This is a genomic window from Kitasatospora nipponensis (assembly GCF_039528135.1).
GTDB classification, from domain to species: Bacteria; Actinomycetota; Actinomycetes; order Streptomycetales; family Streptomycetaceae; genus Kitasatospora; species Kitasatospora nipponensis.
This window is the reverse complement of sequence record NZ_BAAALF010000147.1, coordinates 1-21014: the sequence shown is the minus strand read 5'-3', so window position 1 is coordinate 21014 and position 21014 is coordinate 1. Positions and strand designations below refer to the sequence as shown.

General features: G+C 75.0%; 18 protein-coding genes and 1 other RNA gene. 11 read left to right on the top strand and 8 right to left on the bottom strand.

The genetic code is table 11. The features are described from left to right. The first annotated feature begins 539 nt into the window (after positions 1-539). Positions 540-1271 (top strand): Tellurium resistance, encoded by a 732-nt coding sequence (locus tag ABD323_RS29955; RefSeq protein ID WP_344445147.1) that lies wholly within the window; start codon positions 540-542, stop codon positions 1269-1271. 45 nt (positions 1272-1316) lie between these two features. Here ABD323_RS29955 and ABD323_RS29950 read toward each other — a convergent pair whose 3' ends face one another. The 5 genes from ABD323_RS29950 to ABD323_RS29930 form a co-directional block, all read right to left on the bottom strand. After that, complete coding sequence (locus tag ABD323_RS29950) at positions 1317-1973, bottom strand: hypothetical protein (RefSeq protein ID WP_344445146.1); 657 nt, start codon at positions 1971-1973, stop codon at positions 1317-1319. 199 nt (positions 1974-2172) lie between these two features. Then, a complete protein-coding gene (locus ABD323_RS29945) occupies positions 2173-2826 on the bottom strand; it encodes a class I SAM-dependent methyltransferase (protein WP_344445145.1) in 654 nt (217 codons plus the stop codon). 222 nt (positions 2827-3048) lie between these two features. Beyond that, entirely contained in the window at positions 3049-3204 is a 156-nt protein-coding gene (locus tag ABD323_RS29940; RefSeq protein ID WP_344445144.1) for a hypothetical protein, read from the bottom strand. A 270-nt stretch (positions 3205-3474) separates the two neighbouring features. Then, entirely contained in the window at positions 3475-5481 is a 2007-nt protein-coding gene (locus tag ABD323_RS29935; protein ID WP_344445143.1) for an alpha/beta fold hydrolase, read from the bottom strand. Continuing rightward, positions 5478-8057 carry a lanthionine synthetase LanC family protein gene (locus ABD323_RS29930; RefSeq protein ID WP_344445142.1) on the bottom strand — a complete coding sequence of 860 codons (2580 nt, stop codon included), beginning with the start codon at positions 8055-8057 and terminating at the stop codon, positions 5478-5480. The genes ABD323_RS29935 and ABD323_RS29930 overlap by 4 nt, the downstream gene beginning before the upstream one ends. 453 nt (positions 8058-8510) lie before the next feature. On the opposite strand from ABD323_RS29930, the gene ABD323_RS29925 reads away from it, so the two are divergent. Genes ABD323_RS29925 through ABD323_RS29915 form a run of 3 tightly spaced genes read left to right on the top strand, consistent with a single transcriptional unit; the run spans position 8511 to position 11376 of the window. Then, positions 8511-9395: a Nif3-like dinuclear metal center hexameric protein gene (locus ABD323_RS29925; RefSeq protein WP_344445140.1), complete on the top strand. Its 885-nt coding sequence runs from the start codon at positions 8511-8513 to the stop codon at positions 9393-9395. 45 nt (positions 9396-9440) lie between these two features. Then, the gene (locus ABD323_RS29920; protein WP_344445139.1) at positions 9441-10184 is read left to right on the top strand and encodes a zinc ribbon domain-containing protein; all 744 of its coding nucleotides are present in this window, start codon (positions 9441-9443) and stop codon (positions 10182-10184) included. Positions 10185-10188: 4 nt separating this feature from the next. Then, a complete protein-coding gene (locus tag ABD323_RS29915; protein ID WP_344445138.1) occupies positions 10189-11376 on the top strand; it encodes a bifunctional RNase H/acid phosphatase in 1188 nt (395 codons plus the stop codon). Positions 11377-11433: 57 nt separating this feature from the next. On the opposite strand, the gene yaaA is transcribed toward ABD323_RS29915, so the two are convergent. Further along, entirely contained in the window at positions 11434-12225 is a 792-nt protein-coding gene (yaaA, locus tag ABD323_RS29910; RefSeq protein WP_344445137.1) for a peroxide stress protein YaaA, read from the bottom strand. A 181-nt stretch (positions 12226-12406) separates the two neighbouring features. Between yaaA and ABD323_RS29905 the strand changes: the two genes are divergently transcribed. Both ABD323_RS29905 and rnpB read left to right on the top strand, forming a co-directional pair. Continuing rightward, positions 12407-13870 carry an RNB domain-containing ribonuclease gene (locus ABD323_RS29905; RefSeq protein ID WP_344445136.1) on the top strand — a complete coding sequence of 488 codons (1464 nt, stop codon included), beginning with the start codon at positions 12407-12409 and terminating at the stop codon, positions 13868-13870. Positions 13871-13936: 66 nt separating this feature from the next. Then, an RNA gene (rnpB, locus tag ABD323_RS29900) (RNase P RNA component class A) lies at positions 13937-14337 on the top strand. Positions 14338-14507: 170 nt separating this feature from the next. Here rnpB and ABD323_RS29895 read toward each other — a convergent pair. After that, entirely contained in the window at positions 14508-15833 is a 1326-nt protein-coding gene (locus tag ABD323_RS29895) for a helix-turn-helix transcriptional regulator (protein ID WP_344445135.1), read from the bottom strand. Positions 15834-15989: 156 nt separating this feature from the next. Between ABD323_RS29895 and ABD323_RS29890 the strand changes: the two genes are divergently transcribed. The 4 genes from ABD323_RS29890 (at position 15990) to ABD323_RS29875 (ending at position 20059) form a co-directional block, all read left to right on the top strand. Further along, positions 15990-16982: a Gfo/Idh/MocA family protein gene (locus ABD323_RS29890; protein WP_344445134.1), complete on the top strand. Its 993-nt coding sequence runs from the start codon at positions 15990-15992 to the stop codon at positions 16980-16982. Next, positions 16979-18229 carry a DegT/DnrJ/EryC1/StrS family aminotransferase gene (locus ABD323_RS29885; RefSeq protein ID WP_344445133.1) on the top strand — a complete coding sequence of 417 codons (1251 nt, stop codon included), beginning with the start codon at positions 16979-16981 and terminating at the stop codon, positions 18227-18229. Before ABD323_RS29890 ends, ABD323_RS29885 begins: the two co-directional genes overlap by 4 nt. Continuing rightward, a complete protein-coding gene (locus ABD323_RS29880; protein WP_344445132.1) occupies positions 18229-18663 on the top strand; it encodes an NUDIX domain-containing protein in 435 nt (144 codons plus the stop codon). Before ABD323_RS29885 ends, ABD323_RS29880 begins: the two co-directional genes overlap by 1 nt. A 703-nt stretch (positions 18664-19366) precedes the next feature. Then, positions 19367-20059 carry a hypothetical protein gene (locus ABD323_RS29875; RefSeq protein WP_344445131.1) on the top strand — a complete coding sequence of 231 codons (693 nt, stop codon included), beginning with the start codon at positions 19367-19369 and terminating at the stop codon, positions 20057-20059. A gap of 35 nt (positions 20060-20094) precedes the next feature. Here the strand turns inward: ABD323_RS29875 and ABD323_RS29870 are convergent, their stop codons facing one another. Then, positions 20095-20289, bottom strand: a complete 195-nt coding sequence (locus ABD323_RS29870; RefSeq protein WP_344445130.1) for a hypothetical protein — start codon at positions 20287-20289, stop codon at positions 20095-20097. Between the two features lie 262 nt (positions 20290-20551). Here ABD323_RS29870 and ABD323_RS29865 point away from each other — a divergent pair, with 262 nt between their 5' ends. Then, on the top strand, positions 20552-20719 hold the full coding sequence (locus ABD323_RS29865) for a hypothetical protein (protein ID WP_344445129.1): 168 nt from the start codon (positions 20552-20554) through the stop codon (positions 20717-20719). The last annotated feature ends 295 nt before the right edge of the window (positions 20720-21014 follow it).

Here is a 21014-nt window from a genome sequence, read left to right as displayed (position 1 = left end):
GGTGCGCTCCCAGGAGTCTCCGCTGTCCTCGGCCTTGGTGGCCTTGAAACGCAGGGTGGCCACCAGGACGGCGACGAAGAGCAGGGCCGCGCCGCCGACGACGGCCCAGACCAGCTGTATGGAGTTCAGTGTCATGACGGCGTTGAGCCTCTGCTTTCCGCAGGTCAGGGCGGGAGGTGGGACGAGAAGGACGAACCACCCGGGACCCGGGGACGGGTTCGGGCCGGCGTCAGCCCCTCGCACGGACACCGGCCCTGACGGCCCATCGTGAACGCGGGTGGAAGCGAGCGAGCACCACGGGACGGGCAGGGTGGGCCCGTGCGTGACGGGGGACACCTGTGCGGCTAGACGATATCGCGTCCGAAGGGGCGGCATGGTACGGGAGTCGGGGTTGACCCGGCCATCCGCCGCGCGGATGGTCACGCAGCGGCGCGGACCGTGCGCGATCCGACGGTGACTCAGGCTCCGGACTGGGTAGGGAGCGCAGTGCACAATGGTGCGGCAGACGGCGGGCGGCAAGGAATCTGGGGGCGGTCGGCGTGGTCACGGTCTGGGAGTACCTGCGGGGCGAGCGCAACCTGCCCGACGTCACCGGGCAGGGCAGCGGGGCGAGCAAGATCACGCTCACCAAGTCGTCGCCGCAGCACGCGATCACCGGCGGCGGGGCGACCACCGGCACGCTCTACATCAACCTGCACTGGACGGCCCGCACGGTCGGCGGCACCGGCGGCGGGCCCCGGCGCAGCCTCTTCCAGCCGCGCCTGCTGCGCCCGATGGAACCCGACGCGATGCAGGGCGGCTCGCAGAACGTCGACCTGGACCTGGCCTGCATGTACGAACTCACGGACGGCACCCGGGGTGTGGTCCAGCCGCTGGGGAAGTTCTTCGGCGACCTGCAGCACCCGCCCTACATCAAGCTCAGCGGCGACGACCAGTACGGTGCGCCCTCCGGCGAGACGATGTACATCAACCTGGAGAAGAAGGACCAGTTCAAGCGGCTGCTGGTGTTCGTGTACATCTACGACGGCACGCCGGCCTTCGGCCTGACGCACGCGCAGATCCAGATCGTCCCGCCCACCGGCGCGCGCCTGGAGATCAACCTGGACGAGCGCGCCCCGGCGGCCCGTTCGTGTGCGGTGGTGCTGATCGAGAACGAGGGCGGGCAGCTGATGGTCCGCCGGGAGGTCCGCTACGTGCACGGCTTCCAGTCGGACCTGGACCGGCTGTACGGCTTCGGGATGCAGTGGCAGCGCGGGTACAAGGAGGAGTGAGGGACGGGGGGCGGGTTCTGGGGTGGGTGTGTGGGGCGGGGCCGGTCAGCGGGGCTGGAACTGCGGGCCCTGCGGGGGGAGGACGAAGCCGGCCGGGTCGGGCTGGGCCGGGATCGCGGGGGTGGTCGCGAGCAGCTGCTGCGGGGGGTGGGCCTGGGGGTGGGCCTGCTGGGGCACCGGCTGGTGGGGCACCGGCTGGTGGGGCGTGCCGGGGTGCTGCTGCGGGGGGTAGGCGTAACCGGACTGCGGCGCCTGGGGTGCTTGGGGTGCCTGCGGGTAGCCGTAGGACGGCTGGGGCGGCGGCGGGGCCTGGTGGGTCGGCGTGAGCTGCTGCGGGTAGCCGTAGGGGGCCTGCGGGGCCTGGGGGTAGCCGTAGGACGGCTGGGGGTGCTGCGGGGGCGGGTAGGCGGCCGCGGCGGGGGGCTGCGGGTAGCCGTAGCCACCGGGCGGGGGTGGTGGCGGCGGGGCGACGGCGGGCGTGTCGTGGGCGGTGGGCAGGTACGGACGGCCGCCCAGCGGCGGCCCCTGGTCGCCGACCCCGCCGGTCCCCGGCGGCGGTGCCATCGGGCCGGTCGCCATCGGGCCGGGCGGCGGGGTGGCGGCGGGGGAGGTCCCCACGGGCCCACGGCGGACCCAGCCGCCTGCCCCGCCGTGCGCGGTGGGGTCCCAGACCGCCGGTGTCATGTCGCCCTGGTCCGTCATGCTCTGGCCCCCGCCTCAGTCTCTCTCGCCCTGGTGCGCGCTGGTGTGGTCCCGCCGGGGTGGTGCGACTCCCGGTGCGCCGTCGGCTGTCTCCGGGACAGGACGTAGCGCGGGTGTTCGTCGTCACCGTACCGGCCGACGGCCCCCGAAGGTGCCGCGGCTCCAGGAAAGGGTGCCCGGGTGGACCCGGAAGCGGTGGTCAGGCGGCCCGGCGGCGCAGTACCCGCAGCGAGCCGGTGACCGAGATCTCCTCGAAGCCGTCCGCCAGCGCGCGCAGGTAGACCCGGTAGGGCGCCTGGCCGCCGTCGGCCGGATCGGGGAAGACGTCGTGCACCACCAGCAGGCCGTCCTCGGCCAGGTGCGGCGCCCAGCCCAGGTAGTCGCCGGTGGCGTGCTCGTCGGTGTGCCCGCCGTCGATGAAGACCAGCGCCAGGCGCCCGCCCCAGACCGCCGCGACCTGCGGCGAGCGGCCGACCAGCGCGATCACGTGCTGCTCCAGGCCCGCCGCGTGCAGCGTGCGGCGAAAGCGCGGCAGGGTGTCCATCAGCCCGACCTGCGGGTCGACGAGCGAGGCGTCGTGGTACTCCCAGCCGGGCTGCTGCTCCTCCGAGCCGCGGTGGTGGTCGACGGTCAGCGCCACCGTGCCGGTGCGCCGGGCGGCGTCGGCCAGCAGGATCGCCGAGCGGCCGCAGTAGGTGCCGATCTCCAGCACCGGCAGCCCGGTCCGGCCGGCGGCCTCGACGGCCGCGGCGTACAGCGCCAGGCCCTCGTCGAGAGGCATGAAGCCGTCCGCCGCCGTGAAGGCCGCGAGCACCTCGGGTGCGGGGACGGTCTGCTCCCGGGTCTCGGTCATGGTGCTGCTCCCTGTGCCGGCCTGCGTGTCTGGTGCGGGGTCGCGGGGGTGCGCGGTGGCCCGTGCCCGGACCTTACTCGATCGGCCGTCGATCGGGGTTACCGGCCGGTAGGCGGCGGGCGGGGGCAGCGGTGGAGGGGGCGGCGGACGCCGAGGGCCCGACACGCCTGGCGGGGGCCCCCCCCCCCCCGGGGGGGCCCCTCCCCTCGGGGGCGTACCGGTTCAGTTCGCGGCCGCGTCCATCCGGTGGCGGCCGTGCGGGTCGATCTCGGAGGTGTCGTCAGCGGCGGTCAGACCGCGGTGGCGGCCGTGCGCGCTGTCCTCCGGGCTGACCTCGTCGGCGCCGTGGTCGGTGGTGTCGGTGAGGTTTTCGGACATGAGTATTCGTCTTCTCCGTGCGAGGGTGCAGGTCTGTGGTGCCGCACGGCACCGCCGGCCGGTACCGGGCCGACCCGGGAACCACCGCCCGGTGCACCACGGGAGCCCCGCGGCGTGCCGGGGCGTTCGCCCCCGTCGGTCCGTCACCCTAGTGGCCGGGTGGGACAACAGACTATCGAGTACCTGACCGAAGCCGGCCGGTCGGCCTCGGCGCGTCGGCCGCCGGCGCGGCGCGTTCCGTGCGTACCGGGCCGGTCCGGCCGGCTTCGGTCAGGTCCGTACGGCCGGTTCGCCCGGGCGGTCCGCCCAGCCGGTCCGACCGGTCCGCAGGAAACCGGCCAGCAGCTCGTGCAGCACGGCGGCGCCCTCCTCGGTCAGCACCTCGTGGCCGGCACCGGGCGCCTCCAGGTAGCCGAAGTGGGTGCCCTGGACGCGGCCGAGCCGCAGCAGCTCGTCGCGCAGCGCGCGGGACTGGCCGACCGGCACGGTCTCGTCCCGGTCGCCGTGCACGACCAGCAGCGGGGCGGTGAGCCGGTGCGCCAGGTGCAGCACGTCGCGCGGCCCCCGCTCGTCGTCGACGGGGTCCCCGCCGCCGAGCCGGGCGACCAGCGCCCGGACCGGCGGCGACGCCTCGGCCAGCAGTCGGGGGCCGGACAGGAAGGGAGCCACCACCGCGCAGCGCGCGACGTGGTCGGCGGGCGCGTGCGCGGCGGCCAGCAGGGCCAGGAAGGCGCCGTAACTGACCCCGAACAGGGCGGGCGGCTCCAGGCCCAGCGCGGCCCGCCGGCCGGCCACCCCGGCGAGCAGCGCGAGCACGTCGGCCAGGTCCGGGCCGCCCCAGGCACCCTGGATCGCCGCCGAGTGCGCCGGGCCGTAGCCGGTGCTGCCGCGCTGGTTGGGGGCCAGCACGGCCAGCCCCTCGGCGGCGAGGCGCTGCAGGGTGGGGTCGAACTCCAGGCGCCAGGCGTCGGCCGGTCCGCCGTGCAGGGCGAGCACCAGCTGCGGACTGCTCAGCCAGTCCTCGCCGCCGTAGGCCACCGCCTCGATGGGTCCGGCCGGTCCGGCCAGGTCCAGCCGCCGGGCCGGGTGCCAGCCGGCGCCGTCACCGGGCGCGGTGCTGCCGGTCAGCCGCCAGCCGGTGGGCCGGTCGGCTGCTCCACCGCACGCCCAGGGCGCCGCGGCGCCCGGTCGACCCACCGGGCCGGGTCCGCCGGGTCCGGTCGGACCGGTGCCCCGGTCGGCCGGCACCGGTCCGGGCAGCAGCAGGTCCACCTCCAGGGTGGCCAGGGCCGCGGGGTGGTCGGGAGCGGAGTACGGCATCCGCAGCCCGGCCGCCGACCAGTGCCCGACGGCGCCGAGCCGGCCGGGCGGTACGGCGAGCGGTTCGAGGCGGCCCTCCAGCGGCCGCCAGAGCGCCAGCGTCGAGCCGACGCCGTGGTCGATCTGCACCGCCACCCGGCCCTGCCCGGCCGCACCGGCGCCCGGCTCCAGCACCACCGGGCGCAGGAAGAGGCCGGGCCGGTGCAGGCAGTCGGGGAAGCGCACCGGATCGGTGCCGCCGAGCACCCCCCAGCCGAGCCGGTCCTCGCCGGGGGCGTCACTGCGCAGCAGCAGGAAGCCGGTGTCCGGGTCGAAGAGCACCAGGCGGTCGTTGCTCTGCTCGGCGATCTCCAGCAGCGGGGTGACGGTGCCCGTCCCCAGGTCGAGGACGACGCTCTTGACCACCCCGGCCCGGACCCGGTCCAGCGAGAGCAGCCGCCCGGCGCGGTCCAGCCAGACGCCGCCGCCGTGCAGGCCGGGCAGCTCGGCGACCTGCCGCGGGTCGCGGCCGTCGGCGTACACCAGCCAGACGGTGGTCCGCGGGCGCAGGTCGGTGCCCAGCACCACCGCCACCGGCGCGGCGGGATCGCTCGGCTGCCCGGGCGCGCCCGGCAGCGGCAGCAGGCGCAGCGCGGGCAGCCAGAGGGTGGCCAGTGGCCGCTCGTGCGGCAGGTCGGCGCCGAGCAGCACCAGGTCGTGCCGGTCGCCGTCGCGCCGGCAGAGCAGCACTCGCCCGTCGGGCAGCGCGACCAGGTGCGAGTGCGGCGCCTCGGGGCGGTGGCCGGCCGGCAGCAGGGCGCGCGGGGCGCCGCCCGCCGGGTCGGCCAGCGGCCAGCTCTCGGCGTACCAGCCGCCGTGCGAACCGGCCGCCAGGCAGGCGGCGTAGGAGCCGTCGGCGGCGAAGGTGAAGCTCAGCCGGCGCAGGGCCGGGGCCGCCAGGCGCAGCGTGGCGCTCATCGGCGTCCCCTGCCGCGCGGCACCGGGTCCAGCCAGAGCCGCGGGCCGCCGTGCCGCAGCCGCAACAGGAAGGCCAGCGCGCCGGCCGTGCCGGTGCCGAAGGCGGCCGCGCAGCCGAACCCGGTCTCGTCGGGCAGCACCAGCAGGCCGTCGCGCAGCGCCGCGCGTGCCGAGATCAGCTGGGCCACCTCCCGGGCACCGGCGGCGAACCGCTCCTCGCCGGTGGCGGCGGCCAGGTCCAGCAGGTACTCGCCGTCGCCCGCCAGCCCGTGGCAGGCGCTGGTGCCGCTGTGCCAGCGGCTGTCCAGTACGGCCTGGCCGGCCGCCACCGCCAGCGCGCGGGTGGCCGGCTCGCCGGTGACCTGCCAGAGCCGGACCAGGAAGCTGCCCACGCCGGAGGAGCCGCTGCACCAGTGGGCGAGCCGGACGGCGGGTGGGTCGTCGGCGCTCTGCGGCCACCAGGCGGCGTCGGGGGTGGGCCCGGCCGCCGGGCCGGGGCCCGCGCCGGGGCGGACGGTCGCCGCGAGGGTCCGCGCGGCGCGCCGGGCACCGTCCAGCAGCTCCGGATCCCCGGTGGCCGAGAACGCGGCCAGCAGGAAGGCGCCGACCCCGGCCACGCCGTGGCCGTACCCGAGGTGGGCGACGACGCCCGGGCCGCCCTCGACGTCCGCGGGAGCCGGCCAGACCGTGCCGTAGGGCGCCTGCTCGGCGGCGGCCAGCAGGGCGCGGGCGCTCTCCAGCGCGCCGGCCGGCTCGCCCAGGCGCAGCCGCAGGAAGCCGGCGCCCGCCGCTCCGTGACAGACGCCCGGGCGGGGCCAGCGGGTCGGTATCCGGGTGGCCAGCCGGCGCGCGCGGCGGGCCAGGGCCGGGTCGCCGAGCGCCTCGGCCGCGTCCAGCAGGGCCCAGACCGGGCCCGAGCGGCCGAAGTGCAGGCCCGGCAGCACCATGGCCTCGGCGGCGCTGCGGCGTTCGATCCAGCCGGCGGCCTGACGGGCAGTCAGCTGGAGGCGCTCGCGCAGCTCGCCGGCCACCTCGGGCGCGCTCAGGGCGCGGGCCAGCACGGCGAGCACGCCGGCCGCGCCGTGCTGCACGTTGCAGGGGTCGGTGTGCTGCCCGGCGGGGACGGCCGGCCAGAGCCGGTCGGGGCGCTGCGGGGTGGCGGTGTCGGTGAGGTGGCGCAGGCCGTCCAGCAGGACGCGCTCCAGCGGGCGCCGGTCGAAGTGGTGCGCGGTGGTGGGGTGGTGGGCGGTGGGGGGCGCGGGGTCCGCCGGCTCGGCCGTCGGGGCGCTCGGGGCGCTCGGGGTGTCCGGGGCTCGGTCGAGGGCCGTGAGCGCCGCGCGGACCCGCGCCAGCGACCAGCGCTCGTCGGGCCGTTCGGCGCGCAGCCCGAGGATCAGCGGGGCCAGCCGGCGGGCGGTGGCGCCCTCGCGGGCGGCCAGCGCCAGCCAGCGGCCGAGGCGCTCGGGCACCGGGCGGGCACCCGGCAGGTCCTCGGGCAGCAGCGGGTCGTGGCCGGTGGCGAGGAGGAAGAGGAGACCGCCGAGTGCGAACAGGTCGGGTCGCGGATCGCCTCGCCGGCCGCCGCGCGGGGTCGCCGCCCGTGATCCGCACCCGGGTATCGCCGCGGCCGCGCGTGCGACGGCGGCCATCGGGCCACAGCCGTCGGCGTCGGAATCAGTGACGGCGTCGGCGCCGGCGTTGACGTCCGTGTCGGCCGGCCCGACGGGGGCGAGCAGTTCGACCGGCCCGGGGGCCAGTTCCGGGGCGCGGTAGCCCGGGGTGCCGGCCGTGGTGGCCACCGTCCCCGCCGGGCGGGCCGGTTCGAGGTTCACCAGGAGCAGCGCGCCGTCCGGGCGGACCAGGACACCGCCCGGCGCGAGGTCGCGCAGGACCAGTCCGGTGGCCGGCACCGCCGCCAGCAGCTCCACCAGCGCCAGCGCGAGCGGCCCGGCCGCGGCCCACGGCACGTCCGGCGCGCCGTCCCCGGTCAGCCGGGCGGCCACCCAGCTGTCCAGGCACTGGCCGGCGAGGTGCTCGCGGACCAGCAGCAGCGAGTCCTGTCGCTCGATCAGGGCGATCGGGGGCACGCTCAGCCCGGCCGGCGCCAGCTCGGCCAGCAGCCCGGCCTCGCGGCGCAGCGCGTCGCGGGCGTCGGTGCCGGCGCGGTCCGGTCCGCGCGGCGCGCAGGCCTGCTTGACCACCACCGCGGCGCCGGTGACGGTGTCGGTCCCCAGGAAGACGCCGCCCCCGGCGTCCTGCTGGACGGCGGCCGTCAGCGCGTAGCGGCCCGCGAGCAGGTCCGGCACGCCACGCCCGCGCGGGGCGGCGGCCGACCCCCTCCCCTCGACGGGGTCGACCACCCAGGGCGGGCAGCGGTCATCCGCTCCCCACGGGTCCCGCGGCGCGCCGTGCGGACCCGCGCCGTCCGGACGCGCACGGTCGGGGCTCGCGGGGAGCGGCCTCGCGGTGGCCGGCCTCGCGGTGGCCGGCCCAGGGGTGGCCGACTTCGGGGTGTCGTCCGCCACGGTGGTCTGCTCCGCGTCGGGGCCGCTGCCCCCGCGCGGCGGTGTGCCCACCCTCATCTGCTCCACGCCCCTCGTGCGAAGGTCGGCCGCCGCCGGTATCGGTGTCCGCACGGCCCGAGCGGCCTGCGCGAAGACGAGCGGAGTTGCCCGGCCGCGCCTGCCGCCCGGCTCTCGACGGGCTGCCGGCAGCGCGCCCTCGACCCCCCAGGCCAAGGCAACTCCGCTTCGCACCACTGAAGTTACTTTCGGCACGGGGGGCACTCAACGTGAACGGGGTCACTTCACTCGTAAGGGTGATCCAGATTCGTTTCGGTCCGCCTGCCCCGGCCGCGCTGTGCCGCGCGGGCGTTGGCCTGCGCCGGTCGTGACCGGGCCCGGCCCGCGGTCCGGGCTCCCGCGTGCCCCCGCGCGCCGGTTGACGAGCAGCCGTGCGGGCCCCCCCCCGTGGCCCCCCGCCCGGGCCCGCGGCCCCGGCAGCGCCCCGGCGCGCGGTAGTCTCAACGGGTGCCGAAACTGTCCGACGTCATCAGTCTGCTCGAGGAGCTCTACCCGCCGCGGTGGGCGGAGTCCTGGGATGCCGTCGGCCTGGTCTGCGGTGATCCCGCCGACGAGGTGCGCCGGGTGCTCTTCGCCGTCGACCCCGTGCAGACGGTGGTCGAGGAGGCCGTGGAGTGGGGGGCCGACCTGCTGGTCACCCACCATCCCCTCTACCTGCGCGGCACCTCCAGCGTCGCCGCCACCGGCTTCAAGGGCCGGGTGGTGCACACCCTGATCCGCTCCGGGATCGCGCTGCACGTGGCCCACACCAACGCCGACCACGCCGCCCCGGGGGTCTCCGACGCGCTGGCCGAGGCGATCGGCCTGAAGGTCACCGACCCGCTGGTGGCGGACCCGACCGACCCGGACGGGCGCCGCGGCAGCGGCCGGATCGGCGAGCTGCTCGAGCCGCTGACGCTCACCGCCTTCGCGGCCCGGGTCGCCGCCGGGCTGCCCGCGACCGCCACCGGCGTGCGGGTCAGCGGCGATCCGCAGCAGCCGATCCGCCGGGTCGCGGTCTGCGGCGGGGCCGGTGACAGCTTCCTCGAAGCCGCCCGGGCCGCCGGCGTGGACGCCTACGTCACCGCCGACCTGCGCCACCACCCCGCCTCCGAGGCCGCCGCCACCTCGCCGCTCGCGCTGCTCGACGCGGCGCACTGGGCCACCGAGTGGCCCTGGCTGAACCTCGCCGCCCGCGACCTGACGGCGGCCGCGGACCGGCACGGCTGGCCGCTGGAGACCCGGGTCTCCACCCGCGTCACCGACCCCTGGACCGCGCACGCGCCGATGCCGTACGACCCGGCGCCGCTGCCCAGCGGTCCGGCGCCGTCCACCGGGCCCGCCGCCCTCTAGTACTCATCCGCCCCGCTCGCCACCGTCTTCACAGGAGCCCTCCGCTTGAACGCCGCGCCCGCCGACCAGATCCGCCTCCTCGACCTGCAGGCCATCGACTCCAAGCTCGACCAGCTGGCCCACCGGCGCCGCACCCTGCCCGAGCACGCGGAGATCGACAAGGTCACCGCCGACCACACCGCCCTGCGCGACCTGGTGGTCGCCGCCCAGGCCCAGGAGGGCGACACCGCCCGCGAGCTGACCAAGGCCGAGCAGGACGTCGAGCAGGTCCGCAGCCGGGCCCTGCGCAACCAGCAGCGGATGGACTCGGGCGCGGTCAACGCCGCCAAGGACCTGGAGAACCTCCAGCACGAGATCGGCTCGCTGGCCAAGCGCCAGGGGGACCTCGAGGACATCGTGCTCGAGGTGATGGAGCGCCTGGAGTCCGCACAGACCCGGGTCACCGAGCTGACGGCCCGTCTGGAGCACTCCACCGTCGTCCTGGAGGAGGCCAACGGCCGCCGGGACGCCGCCTTCGCGGAGATCGACGCCGAGGCCGCCAAGGTCGCCCGCGACCGCGAGGCCGTCGCCGCGGTGATCCCCGCCGACCTGATGAAGCTCTACACCCGGCTGCGCGAGCAGCAGGGCGGCGTCGGCGCGGCCCGGCTCTTCCAGCGCCGCTGCGAGGGCTGCCGGGTGGAGTTCGCCAACGCCGACCTCAACGCGATCAAGGCGGAACCCAAGGACGCCGTGGTCCGCTGCGACAACTGCGGCCGGATCCTGGTGCGGACCTCCGAGTCGGGCATCTGACCCGGTGGCGGCGCGCAGGTTCATCGTCGAGGCGGACGGCGGCTCGCGGGGCAACCCGGGACCGGCCGGCTACGGCGCGGTGGTCCGCGACGGCGACACCGGTCAGATCATCGCCGAGGCGGCCGAGTTCATCGGCCGGGCGACCAACAACGTCGCCGAGTACAAGGGCCTGATCGCCGGGCTGCGCACCGCCCACGAGCTCGACCCGGCGGCCACCGTGGACGTCCGGATGGACTCCAAGCTGGTCGTCGAGCAGATGTCGGGACGCTGGAAGATCAAGCACCCCGACATGCAGCCGCTGGCCGCCGAGGCCCGCACGGTCTTCCCGCGCGGCCAGGTCGGCTACTCCTGGATCCCGCGCGAGCGGAACAAGGACGCCGACCGGCTGGCGAACGAGGCGATGGACGCGGGCCAGGCCGGCCGGGCGTGGGAGCCCAAGGCCCGGCCGGCCGCGGCACCGGTGGCCGGGTCGCTTACGGATGGGTCGCCCGTGGACGGTTCGTCCGTCGCCGAGCCGCTGGCCGAGCCGGCCGCGCCGCGGGCCGGCTGGGGCTCCGCCGCGGACCTGGGCACCGCCACCACGTTCGTCCTGCTGCGGCACGGCGAGACGGCGCTGACCCCGCAGAAGCGGTTCTCCGGCAGCACCGGCAGCGACCCGGAGCTCTCCGAGAAGGGCCGCTGGCAGGCCGACCGGGCCGCCGAGGCGCTGGCCGCCCGCGGCACCGTGCAGGCCGTGGTCAGCTCCCCGATGCTGCGCACCCGGCAGACCGCCGAGGCGGTCGCGCTGCGGCTGGGCCTGGACGTCCGGGTCGAGGAGGGGCTGCGCGAGCTGGACTTCGGCGCCTGGGAGGGCCTGACCTTCGCCGAGGCGCAGGAGCGCCACCCCGAGGACCTGACCGCCTGGCTGGCCTCCACCAAGGCCAAGCCGACCGGCAGCAGCGAGAGCTTCGCCTCGCTCACCCAGCGGGTGGGGGTGGCCCGGGACAAGGTGCTGGCCCGCTACGCCGGCAAGACCGTGCTGGTGGTCTCGCACGTCAGCCCGATCAAGACGCTGGTGCGCCTGGCGCTCGGCGCCCCGCCGGACTCGGTCTACCGGATGGAGCTGGCCGCCGCCTCGTTCTGCGCCGTGCAGTACTACAGCGACGGCAACGCCTCGGTGCGGCTGCTGAACGACACCTCGCACCTGCGCTGACCCCCGCCGTGGCGGCGGGGCCTGGCGGCAGCGCGGCCGCGGGCTGCGAGCGCGGGCTCAGTGCACCTCGGTCACCACGACGTCGAGCTGCCACGGCTTGCGGGCGGTGCCCTGCGCGGCGACCTCCACCCGGTAGCCGAGCCCGAGCAGCACCTCCACCAGCTCGCCCGGCGTGCCCGGCTCGGCGCCGCTGTTCAGCAGGTCGCGCACCATCCTGCCCTTGGTGGCCTTGTTGAAGTGGCTGACCACCGAGCGCTTCCCGTCGCGCTCCTGCAGCACCCGCACGGTCGCGGTCCGGCCCACCAGCTCGCCGGCCGGCTTCCAGGAGGCCGCGTAGGCCGAGCTGCGCAGGTCCAGCACCAGCCCGTCCGCCTCGGCCGGCAGCACCTCGGCGGTCGCCCGGCGCCAGTAGCCGCCGAGCGCGCCCAGCGGCGGCAGCTTCACCCCGCCCGAGCAGCGGTAGGGCGGGATCCGGTCGCCGATCCGCAGCGCGCCCCAGAGCCCGGAGAAGACCAGCAGCGAGCGCTCGGCGCGGGCGTAGGCGGCCTCGTCCAGCTTGGCCAGCGCGAGCGCGTCGAAGAGCACCCCGGTGTACAGCTCGCCGGCCGGCAGCGCGCCGGCCGTGCGCAGCCCGGCGTTGCGCGCGATCTCGCCCCGCAGGCCCTGGCTGAGGCCGAGCACCTCGGCGGCGGTGTCCTGGGGCCCGCGGCAGAGCGTCACCAGCGCGTCCAGCACCTCGGCCCGCGCCGCGGTCAGGCCCGGCAGCGAGAGCGTCCCGAGGTCCACCGGCGCCCCCTGCGGCGCGTGCGCCTTGCCCTCGGACGGCGGCAGCAGGACCAGGAACGGCATGCGCGGAACTCCTCGTGACGGCAGGGCGGCGGGGGCGTGAAACATTTTGTGGCAATCTACCGGGCCCACCCGGGGGCTCCCTAACCCGGACCGGCGGAGCCACCGTCCGCCCCCGTCCCCGCCCCGCTCCGCCGCCGCGCGGCACCGTCGTGGCGCGGGCGGCGGGCCGTACGCTGCCCGCATGCCCCGCCGCCACCTGCGGGTCCGAGCCGCCGACGCCGCCGACTCGGCCCGGATCCACTCCGAACTGGACCAGCTGCGCGCCCGTCTGGAGATCCCCGGCGACTGGCCGCCCGAGGTGCTGGCCGAGGCCGAGCAGGCCGCCGCCACTGCGAAGCTGCCCGGGTACGACGCCACCGAGCTGCCGCTCTTCACCCTGGACCCGCCCGGCTCGCTCGACCTCGACCAGGCCATGCACCTGGCCCGGCGCCCCGGCGGCGGCTACCGGGTGCACTACGCGATCGCCGACGTCGCCGCCTTCGTCCGGCCCGGCGGCGCCCTCGACGCCGAGGCCCGGCGCCGGGTGCAGACCCTGTACTTCCCCGACCGGCGGGTCCCGCTGCACCCCGCGGTGCTCAGCGAGGGCGCGGCCAGCCTGCTGCCCGGCGAACCGCGCCCGGCCGTGCTCTGGCAGATCGACCTCGACCCGGACGGCGCCACCGTGCTCGCCGACGTCCGCCGGGCCACCGTGCGCTCGCGCCGCCGGCTGGACTACGGGGCCGTGCAGGTCGCCGTCGACAGCGGCCACCCCGACCCGCAGCTGACCCTGCTCGCCGAGATCGGCCTGGCCCGCGAGCTGCAGGAGCAGGCCCGCGGCGGGATCAGCCTGCCGGTCCCCGAGCAGGAGATCGAGGCCACCGCCGACGGCTACCGGCCCGGCTACCGCGCCCCGCGCCCGGTCGACGGCTGGAACGCCCAGATCTCGCTGCTCGCCGGCATGGCCGCCGCCGAACTGATGCTGGACGCCGGTACCGGCCTGCTGCGTACCCTGCCCGCCGCCCCCGAGTCCGGCTACGCCCGCCTGCGCCGCTGCGCCCACGCGCTCTACGTGCCCTGGCCGCCCGCGCTGCCCTACGCCGCGCTGATCCGCTCGCTGGACCCGCACCTGCCGCACCACGCGGCCTTCCTCAACGAGTGCACCGGCCTGCTCCGCGGCGCCGGCTACCACGCCTTCGACACCGCCCGCGGGCTGCCGGCCCCCGCCGACCCCGGGCACGCCGCGCTGGCCGCCCCCTACACGCACTGCACCGCGCCGCTGCGCCGGCTGGCCGACCGCTGGGCCCAGGAGATCTGCGTGGCGCTCGCGGCCGGCGAGCCGGTCCCCTCGTGGGTGGGTGACTCGCTGGCTGAGGTGCCCGCGCTGATGGCCGGCGGCGAGCGCCGCGCGCACGAGGTGGAGCGGGCCTGCGTGGACCTGGTGGAGGCCGAGCTGCTGCGCGGTCGGGAGGGCGAGGACTTCGACGCCGTGGTGGTCGACCTGGACGAGCGGCGCCCCGAGGTCGGCACCGTCCAGCTGACCGAGCCCGCCGTCCGGGCCCGCTGCGAGAGCGCGGCCGGCCACCACCTCCCACTCGGCGAGCGGCTGCGGGTGCGGCTGACCCGGGCCGACCCGGCCACCCGCACCGTGCGCTTCGCACCCGCCTGAGCGGCGGCCGCGCGGCCGGTGGGCGGCCGGCGAACGGGGACCGGCTAGGATGACCGGTACGGCGGACGAGCCGGCCGGGCGGCCGCGTCGGGTCCCTTGCGGGCCCGCCGAGGAACGTCCGGGCTCCACAGAGCAGGGTGGTGGGTAACGCCCACCCGGGGTGACCCGCGGGACAGTGCCACAGAAAACAGACCGCCGGCGGCTTCGGCCGCAGGTAAGGGTGAAACGGTGGTGTAAGAGACCACCAGCGACCGAGGTGACTCGGCCGGCTAGGTAAACCCCACTCGGAGCAAGGTCAAGATCGACGCCCTCGGGCGCCGTGCGCGGATGTTCGAGGGCTGCTCGCCCGAGTCCGCGGGTAGACCGCACGAGGCTGTCGGCAACGGCAGCCCTAGATGGATGGCCGCCTCCCCGGGCCGCGCAAGCACCCCGGGAGACAGAACCCGGCGTACAGGCCGACTCGTCCGCCGCCTAGCTGGGGAAGGCCCCCTGGCCTGCACTTCGCAGGTCAGGGGGCCTTTTCATGTCCCGAAATCCTGTAGCCGTTCGCTCACTCTTCGCGTCTGTTGCGGCCTGTTTCTGGGTGCCTTGTGGCGATTGAGTGGCGACTCAATAGCAGGTGCCAGGCTTCTCGGCGTCAGCTCTCCTTGAGTCGGTCCATGAGGTCGCCGACCCCGTCGACCTGGCGGTAAGGCTTGAACGCCGGCGCGAGCTCGCGCACCAGGGTGACGCACCGCTCGGCGCCGATCCGGGTCGCGAGGTCGAGCGACTGGTTTGTCACCGCGAGGGCCTGTTCGACCTCGCGGGCCTGCAGCAGACTGCGGGCTTCGTAGGTCAGGAAGATTCCGCGCGTCTTGTCTCGGGAGCGCGGCAGCAGGCTCATGCCCTCGTTGATGCGGGCGTGCGCTTCATCGGTGCGGCCGAGGTCGAGCATGCATTGGCCAGAGTCGACGGCCAGGTCTGCTGTGCTCATCCACCCGCACCATGCGGGCGCCGGGTCGGGGCTGTCGGTCAGCAGGGCAGTCTCGGCGGCGGCCAGGTCGCGGTGGCAGTCGGCGGCAGCTCCGAGAGCGGCGTGGGCGCGGGCCCGGCGGAGGTGGAGCAGGGACCGGGCGGTGGGGTGCCGGGTGTGGATGAGGGCCTGGCTGAGGGGTTCGACGGCGGCGTCGGGCTGGGTGAGCCAGATCGACTGGTAGGCGAAGTCGGAGAGGATTCCGGCGCCGAGGTCGCGGTCGCGGGCAGCGTGTGCGTTGGCCAGGGCTGCGTTCCAGAGCTTGCCCGCCGCATAGTGCTGGCCCTGGTCGAACTGGTGCCAGCCGCAGGTGCTGGCCAGGGAGGCGGCCAGCAGGTGAAGCCGCCAGCCGACGGGTTCGGTGTACCGGCCTTGTTCCAACAGGTCGGTGACCGTCTCCAGCTGGGTGTCCATCAACTTCGCGGTGTGCTGGCGCTGTTCGGTGGGTAGGGCGGTCAGCTTTGCGCTGGTGTCCTCTAGCCAGTCGACCAGTTCGCCGCCAACGCGCCGGCCGTTCAGGGCGGTGGTGAGCCGGTCGGGTTCGAGGGCGGCCCACTGGGCTGACAACCCGGCCAGCGCGAGCGCACTGAATGTCATGAATGTACGGCGGCGATGGTCCATGGCGGCTCTCTGTGCATCTCGAAGTGCGCGAACAGTGAACGCCGACCCGAGCGGCACTGGTCGTTCCTGACCGGGCAGCCAGTGCGGCCACTCGAAGGCTTTCAGGTCGGCAATCGGGACGTCGAAGGCTTCGGCGATCAGGAGTTGGGATTCGATGCTGGGCGTCTTGCGCCAGTTCTCCCACTTGCTGACGGCGGCCTTGTCGGTGCCGGAGCGAAGACCCTCGGGTCTGTTCCGGGCGGCGTGGTGAATTCGGGCCGCGAGGTCGGTCTGGGACCAGCCGCGCAGCGCGCGGGCGTATGCGAGGGGGTGCCGGATCTGGTCGTCCACGGGGCCAATCCCATCATCGACGGTGACCGTGAGCCTACTGCGCATACAGGCGGGACCACCCCGGGACCACAGACAACGCCTGGTTGGTGACCGCGAGTTGGGCTCTACTCGTCGTGTACCGAAGAAGTTCCTTCGCGAAGCGGAAGGAGTCCGCGCATGAAACGACGCGCTGCGGTCATCGGCCTCGGTCACCAATCGCTCGAAGACCATCTGCCCGGCTTGCTCGGGTCCAGCAGGGCTGAGCTCGTCGCCGTCTGCGACAGCAACCCCGACATCCTGCGTCAGCGGCAGGAAGCTCTCCAGGTCCCGGGATTCACCCGCGCCGGTGAGCTGCTGGATGCGCTGGCCCCGGACTTCGTGGTCGTCGCCGTCCCGCACCACGCCGGACGCGAGGTCGTCCAGGAATGTGCCGCCCGGGGCGTCCACGTCCTCAAGGAGAAGCCGTTCGCCACTTCGGTGGAGGAGGCCCGGGAGCTCACCCAGATCTGCCAGGCCGGGCAGGTTGAGCTGATGGTCACCCTCCAGCGACGCTTCAACCCGATCTACACCAGCGTCGCCGGGCTGCTGGACCAGATCGGCACCCCGTTTCTGATCGATGGCCAGTACACATTCCACACCGACGACCCCGGCGGCGGCTGGCGTGGGGACGTTCGGCAGGCCGGGGGCGGCTGCATCATCGACATGGGCTACCACCTGATCGACCTGCTGCTGTGGTACTTCGGGATGCCAAGCCGGGTCCTCGCCGAGTTCTCCACCACCGCCGTCCCGGGCGGCGGGTACGACGCGGAGGACACCGCCGTCATCCAGCTCGGCTACGACAGCGACCTGTACGGCTCGGTGCTGCTGTCCAGGTGGGTAGCCCCGAAGACCGAGCGGCTGCACGTGGTCGGCACCCGAGGATCTGTGCTGCTGACCAAGGGCCAGGTCCAGCGGCTCGACCTGGGCGGTGCCGTGGTCGAGGAGCTGACCCGCCCGCACGCGCCGGCCTCGGCGTCGGCCGCGCAGATCGACTACTTCTGCCGCGTCCTGGACGGCGAGCGGCCCAACACCTCCGGCCCGGACCAGCACCTCGCGCACGCCGCGTTCATCGCCTCCTGCTACCGGTCCAAGGCAGCGGGGCGTTACATCGACCCGAAGGAGATGCTGTGACCAGCCCTCTCGCCCTGCTCGGCGGCAAGCCCGCCGTCACCACCGGTGGCCCGCACTTCACCTGGCCGCCGATCGACGACACCACCCGCGCCAAGGTCGCCGCCCAGTTGGAGGAGGCGATCTCGATCCCCGGCCGGTCTGGCATCGTCGCCGAGCTGGAGGACAGCCTCCAGGGGTACTTCGGCGTCCGGCACGCGGTCACTACCAGCTCCGGCACCGCTGCCCTGCACGCCACCTACTGGGCCGCCCGCATCAAGCCCGGTGACGAGGTGATCGTCCCGGCCTGGACGTTCCACGCCACCGCATCCCCGCTGTTCCACCTCCGCGCGGTGCCGGTGCTGTGCGAGACCCGGCCGGACGGCAACATCGACCCGGACCGGATTGATGAGCTGATCACGCCCCGGACCCGGGCGGTGATGGTCACCCACCTGTGGGGCAAGCCCGCCGACATGGCCGACATCCAGGCGGTGGCGAACACGCACGACCTGGCGGTGCTGGAAGACGGCTCCCACGCGCACGGCGCCAGCATCGCGGGGCAGAAGATCGGCACCTTCGGCCTCGCCTCGGCCTTCTCCCTCAACGGCCCCAAGCCGCTCTCCGGCGGCGAGGGCGGCTTCGTCCTCACGGACGACGACGACATCTACCACCGCGTCATCACCCTCGCGCACTACAACAAGCGGGCCAAGTCCGAGATCCCGGAAGGCCATCCGCTCGCGCGGTACGCGGTCACCGGGGCTGGCCTCAAGCTCCGCATCCACCCTCTCGCCGCCGCCATCGCCCACGACCAGCTCGCCCGCCTCGACGGCTACCTCGCCGGCCGGGCCGAGATCGCCCGTTACCTCACCGGCGCGCTCGCCCGGGTACCCGGCTTGGAGGTCACCGCCATGCCCGAAGGGGTGATCCCGTCCTGGTACGGGTTGACGCTCACCTACCGGCCGGACGAGCTCGCCGGCCTGCCGATCGAGCGGTTCCACCAGGCGCTGATCGCCGAAGGCGCCACCGACTTCGACCGGCCGGGCTCCACCTGCCCCATGAACCAGCTGCCGTTGTACCAGCAGCCCGGCCCGCTGTTCCCCGGCCACCCGCACTCCCAGCGCCGGTACCAGCCGGGGGACTTCCCCGTCGCCGAGCGCGCCCACGCCCACACGATCAAGCTCCCGGTCTGGCATCGTGAGCAGGATCTCGAACTGGCCGAGCAGTACGTTCGCGCGGCCATCAAGATCAGCGACCATCACAAGGAGCTGTAATGACCGTCATCTCCCCCGAGTTCGTGGCCGGCCTGGCGGCCGAGGCCGAAGCCGCCGGCATCTCGGGATTTGTCGCCGCCGCCGTGATCAACCACGATGGCAGGGTCCTGCTCGTGCGTCGCAACCCTGACGACTACATGGGCGGCCTGTGGGAGATCCCGTCAGGAACCGTCGAGGCAGGGGAGACCATCCTCGACGCCCTTCATCGGGAGACCGCCGAGGAGACCGGCCTGACCATCGACCAGGTCAGTGGCTACATCGGCCACTTCGACTACACCAACAGCCGTGGCGGCACCACTCGTCAGTTCAACTTCGCCGTCATCACGGAGAAGACCGAGCCGGTTGTCCTCACCGAGCACGACGCCCACCAGTGGGTACTGCCGAGTGAGTTGCCCGAGGTGAGCGACGCGGTCCGCAAGCTGATCGCTCCCTGATCTGGAGCCGGTAGCGGCTCCCTCCGCAGTACTTCGGCACGGAGAGAGCCGACCACCGAGGGTGTGGCGATCACGTGGCGATCTGGCCCCTTGGCGGGACGTTTTCCCAATTCGGTGCCCATGAAGAGACTGTTCCCGGCGTACAGGCCGACTCGTCCGCTGCTCAGCCGGGGCTTCGCCCCGAGAAGGGCCTCCGACCTGCGTCGGGGGCCCTTCTCGACTGTTCAGGGGGCTGGCTCGGGCTAGTTGGTGAGGGGACGCCACGCCGGGGCTCGACCTGATGCCGCCTCCTTGGTCACGATCCGGCGACCGGGCGGGTTCTGCGCTCGGGTGCCTGCCAAGCCCCTACGCATGTCCGACGAGATGCCGGTGCGGTCGGCTACCCGTGCGTACCTGTCCGAATGTTCGCCGGCGGGGCTCTCGTGGTGGGGGCGGCCGCTGGTGACCGGGCTGGCGGGCGCGGTAGTTGGCAGCGCGTCACTGGACACCGGCAGGTCGCAGGGGGTGAGCGGCTACGGCCCGTGCAGCTTCGCGTTCACGGTCGCGGGCGTTCCTGAGGGTGCGCGCCGGGGCTTGTGGGCCGCCGTCGATGGGGAGTTGACGGTAAGTCCGGGGACGGAGCGTCTCGGGGTGGTAACTGTTGGGAGTACCAGCTGATCACGATGCCCTGCTGCCGTCAGGGTGACGGATAGGTTCTCTGCCCGTGAGCACCGAGCCGATATCCAAGCGCAGAACCGTCCTCAAGGCCCTGGGGGCGGCCGTCCTGCCGCCGCTGGGCTTCTTCCTGCTGTGGCGCAGCCGCCGGACGAAGGCGGTGAAGGTCACCGCGGTGGTGCTGCTGAGCTGCTACAGCGTTTTCTGGCTCGCGGCCGTCCTCGGGCCCAGGACGCCGGCGCCGGCGACCGTGCCGGTGTCGAGCACCGGCTCCGCCCCGACCTCACCGCCGGCGTCCGCGTCGCCGTCGCCGTCGCCGACCGGTGCGTCGACGCCCCCCGCGGCGCCCACGCCCACGCCCACGCCGAGTCCGGAGGCGACCACCGCCGCGCCCGCGCCCGCGAGCGTGAGTCCCAGTGCCGAGCCGGTCGCGCCCGTTGCCACCACCCCGGCCGCCGCGCCGGCCCGCACCACCGCTCCCGTGCACCCGACGGCCCCGGCCCACACCCAGCCCGCCGCGCCCGCGCCCACCACGCCGCCCGCTCCGCCCGCGCCCACCATCGCGCCCGCGCCCGTGCCCACCACACCGCCCGCGCAGAACCCCGGGGGCGGCAGCTACCCGACCGCGCGCAAGGGGCGGTTCTGCCCGGTGGCCGACGAGGGGCAGACGGTCACCAACGACCAGGGCCTGGCCCTCACCTGCCTGGACATCGACCACGACGGCCACCCGCACTGGGAGTAGCCCGCGCGCCCGGCGGGCCGGCCGGCCGGGCGAGGCTACCGCGGGGTCTCGTCCTCGCGCGTCGCGCGGTGCGTGGTGGTGGCGAAGCCGAGTGGTGGCTTGGCGGCCTTGCCGGGCGGGGTGCCCAGGAGGCGGAGCGCGGCGGCCTCGGCCTGGCGCAGCAGGGCGGGCGAGGCGCCGTCGATCTCGATGGTCACGGTGTGGTCGCCGCGCGTCGCGGTGATCCGCATGACTGCTCCCGGAGGGGTGGTAGGAGGGTGAAAACGCGGGGGGGGCCGGGGGGGGGGGGGGGGGGCCCCCCCCCCGGGGGGGCGGGGCCCGGCCGGGACGGCCGGGCCCCTCGTGAGTTCTGGACGCACGGGTAGCGCTGTCGGCAGCGTGACACAGGGGCTCGGGACCGTGCAAGCGCTGCCCGCCCCGGGGCGTCCGGTGCCCGCTCACGAATGGGTCCGTCCGCGCGCGGCACGGGCGTTGACGAGGTGTCATGGTGGCATGGCGCACCCACACCACTGGCTGATCCGCTTCACCGACGAGCTGATGACGCTCACCAGCGACCTGACGCAGGAGCAGGCCGCCGCCTTCGTCCGACGCGTCTACCTGGCCGGACACGAGGCCGGCGTCGCCGAGTCGGCGGAGGAGAACCGGCGGGCGAGGGAGTAGGGGAGGCGGTGGCCGGACGGGGGAGACGGATTCGGCCAAAAGGTGGCGGAAGCCATCAGTCATCACGTATGAAGATCTGACCATTGATGGGGTCAGGGAACGCGTGAGGGGTGGGGGATCCGTGGGAAACCGGAGCACCGGAGTCTGGCTGGCCGTCGGAACGGCGACCGTGGCGATGCTGCTGATGGCGGGGTGCGAGCCCAGCCAGGACGGATCGGCGGGGGCGGCGGGCCAGGGCACGGCCGCGAGCGCGAGCTCCACCCCGCCGGCGGCGCCGCCCGCCTCGGCTCCCGCG

Excerpts from the sequence above, each read along its gene's own strand:
- ABD323_RS29950 (WP_344445146.1), bottom strand. The coding sequence starts at position 1,973 with ATGACGGACCAGGGCGACATGACACCGGCGGTCTGGGACCCCACCGCG.
- ABD323_RS29945 (WP_344445145.1), bottom strand. The coding sequence starts at position 2,826 with ATGACCGAGACCCGGGAGCAGACCGTCCCCGCACCCGAGGTGCTCGCG.
- ABD323_RS29940 (WP_344445144.1), bottom strand. The coding sequence starts at position 3,204 with ATGTCCGAAAACCTCACCGACACCACCGACCACGGCGCCGACGAGGTC.
- ABD323_RS29935 (WP_344445143.1), bottom strand. The coding sequence starts at position 5,481 with ATGAGCGCCACGCTGCGCCTGGCGGCCCCGGCCCTGCGCCGGCTGAGC.
- yaaA (WP_344445137.1), bottom strand. The coding sequence starts at position 12,225 with ATGCCGTTCCTGGTCCTGCTGCCGCCGTCCGAGGGCAAGGCGCACGCG.
- ABD323_RS29905 (WP_344445136.1), top strand. The coding sequence starts at position 12,407 with ATGCCCCGCCGCCACCTGCGGGTCCGAGCCGCCGACGCCGCCGACTCG.
- ABD323_RS29890 (WP_344445134.1), top strand. The coding sequence starts at position 15,990 with ATGAAACGACGCGCTGCGGTCATCGGCCTCGGTCACCAATCGCTCGAA.
- ABD323_RS29880 (WP_344445132.1), top strand. The coding sequence starts at position 18,229 with ATGACCGTCATCTCCCCCGAGTTCGTGGCCGGCCTGGCGGCCGAGGCC.
- ABD323_RS29870 (WP_344445130.1), bottom strand. The coding sequence starts at position 20,289 with ATGCGGATCACCGCGACGCGCGGCGACCACACCGTGACCATCGAGATC.
- ABD323_RS29865 (WP_344445129.1), top strand. The coding sequence starts at position 20,552 with ATGGCGCACCCACACCACTGGCTGATCCGCTTCACCGACGAGCTGATG.